Source organism: Streptomyces sp. CB01881 (assembly GCF_002953255.1).
Lineage (GTDB): Bacteria > Actinomycetota > Actinomycetes > Streptomycetales > Streptomycetaceae > Kitasatospora.
In genome coordinates this window covers 11,040,436-11,043,081 of record NZ_CP026498.1, presented here as the reverse complement: position 1 = coordinate 11,043,081, position 2,646 = coordinate 11,040,436, and the positions used below count along the sequence as shown (strand labels likewise).

At 74.3% G+C, this 2,646-nt stretch carries 1 protein-coding gene; it reads right to left on the bottom strand.

Features of this window, described 5'->3' with window-relative positions; genetic code table 11:
* Nucleotides 1-400: 400 nt before the first annotated feature.
* Nucleotides 401-2,646, bottom strand: a 2,246-nt coding sequence (locus C2142_RS37545; RefSeq protein WP_241003068.1) for a DDE-type integrase/transposase/recombinase, incomplete at its 5' end; no start/stop codon positions are given.

Genomic DNA, 2,646 nt, shown 5'->3' with positions numbered 1-2,646 from the left:
TCCGGGTCTGGGTGGTGCGGGGGCGGGGGTGGTGGCGAAGGTCTGGAAGCCGTGCCAGGTGTCGACCTTGTACGGCGCCGGTTCAGCCGGCCCCACCGCGGCGTCCGTGCCGGTCGCGTTGGTGTTGTTCATCGCTGGTGTCCCGTTTCTCCGGTGCCCGCTGGCGGTGGAGCATGCCGACACCCGAAGCGCGGGCTGTGACCGGGCGCCGCGCGCCCAGCGGCCCCGGGGAGCGCTTGGTGGCGCGGCTGGCAGCGCCGCAAGGCCCCGGTACAGCCGCGCAGCACCTCGGCACGGCCCTGCTGCGCCCGCCTTCGGCATGCCGGGGCCGCTGCCGGTTCGGTCCGGGGGAGGGAGCGTCGTCGGTTGCTGCCTGGCCTGGGGGTGTGGTGGTGGGTGTTCACCATCGTTCGGCTTCCTGGTGTGCGTTCCACAGGCCGAGGCCGGTGTAGGGCGGGGCGGGGGAGCGGTCGTCGTTCCAGCCGTCGCCGTCGTCCTCGTCGTGGTCGTCGGGCCACTGGCCGGTGTCGGGTTCGGTGTCCAGGTCGTCCAGGCTTTCGGTGTCCTCCCAGCTGCGGGTGCCTGGGCCGCACCCGTCTGCGCCCGTGCCGCTCTCGGTGTCGGGGCGGTGCGTGGCCCGTGCGGCCGTGGCCCGCCGCTGTGGTGTGCCCGCGCGGTCTCCCCGCGCCGGCTGTACCGGCTGCGCCGTGTCCGGGCCGGCGCGGGTGGGGCGGGGGATGCGGGCGGGCTGGGCGCGGGTGAGGAGGGCTTGTTCGGCGCGGGTGGCGTGGCCGGCGGCGGCACGGCGGATCAGGTCGTCGAGGGCCTGGGCGAGGCCGGCCTCGTGCTGGTCGTGGTCGCCGCGGCGTAGGGCGGTGGCGCGGACGTGGTCCCAGGTGCGGTCGTTGAAAGGCTGGTGGACGTGGTCGCGGTGGATCCAGGGAATCTCGACCAGGCCGTCTCGGTCGGGCAGGCGGATCCAGATCTGGCGCAGGTCGTGGGGGTTGTGGTGGACCTCCCACCGCCCGCCCCGTGCGGCGACGGAGGAGGGCTGGCCGCGGTGGGGGCCGAGGAGGTCGTGGTCGTAGGTGCGCTGGCCCAGGCGGATGCCGTGGTCGCTGATGGCGTGCCAGCGCACCGGCAGCAGCTCCAGGTAGTCCCGCCCGGTCAACGGCACCGGAACGTACCCGCAGACGGCGGTCAGCGCGCCCCACATCTCCATGGGCGTCAGCCGGGTCTTGGGCAGCACGGGGTGGCGCAGCCCGTTGTGGGGACGGTGGTGCCAGTGGACGATCCACTCGTCGAGGAGGTCCTGCAGTTGGGCGACGCTGTAGCAGGCGTGCCGTTCGACGTCGCGGCCGCGCTCCATGACGTTGGAGCCGGTGTAGCCGGGCAGGTGCTGCCACAGCAGGGTGTTGATGGAGCCGAAGGTGCGCTCGACGATGCCCTTGGCGGTGGGGGCGTGCGGTGGGGCGGGCTGGACGCTGACCCCGAGGCTCTGGCAGGCGGCGGTGAACGTCTCGGAGAGGTAGATCTTCCCGCGGTCGACGACGATCGTCTCCGGCACCACCACGGGTCGCGCCGCGGCGCCTTCGAGGCGTTCGTCGGCCGCCAGCAGTTCCTCCTGGTGGGGAATGGAGGGGCGGGCGAAGCGCAGGATGTTCGGCCAGGTGGGTCGGGCGGGGTGGGGGACGGCCATCTCCGCGAGCAGCAGCGCGGCGTCGACGGCCTTGGTGCTGGCCGGGCGCAGCACGGCGGCCAGGATGGAGCGGGTGGCGACGTCGACGGCGATCGTCAGCTCGGGGCGGCCCAGGGTGCCGTCGTCGAAGACCGCGAGGACGTCCAGGCGCGTGGTGTCGATCTGCACCTGCTCGCCCGGGCGTAGCGCCACGGTCGGGGTGAACGCCCGTCCCTCCCGCGGCCCGGGGACGCCGTCCCCGCGGCCGTGGATGTCCTCGCGCGGGTCGGTGAGGGCGGCGACCAGCCGGTAGAAGGTGGCCTGGGAGCACATCGCCACCGCGTCCCCGTGCCGCTCGGCCAGGATCCTGGCCGCCATCGGCAACAGGGCCTTGACCGTGCCCTTGGAGCGCCCGCGCCGACGCCGGATCGCTTCCTTCACCGCGGCCACCACCCGCTCGTCCGTGCGCCACGCGAGGCTCGGTGCGCGAGTGGTGCGGTGGTCGACCAGCCCCCACAGGCCCTGCTTGCGGTAGTCCAGCCGCATCTTCTGCACCGTGGCGCGCGAGATCCGCCCGAAGCCGAGCGCGGTGAGCTCCTCGGCCTTGGCCTGCTCCCGCTCGGCGAGGGTGTACCGCTCGGGGTCGTAGCGCTCGTGCACCACACAGCCCGCGTCGGCCCCGTCGGGGTGCCCGGTCTCGACCTCGCGGATGTGCCGGCGCCACGCGAGCGCCCGTTCCCTGGCCGCCGCCGGGGCGGTCTCGAACAGGCCCCACTGTGGTGCCGCCTCCGCCTTCTCACCGGCCTCGGGGCTGATGAGGGCGAACGTGGGGTCGGCGAACAGGTGCCCGGCCAGCACCACTTCCTCCCCCTCGTCGGCAACCAGGTGGACGCGCTGTCCGGCCAGGCCGACGACCTGCCAGCGCAATCCCCGGAAGCGGACCTGGCCGCCGACCGCCCGGACGCCCG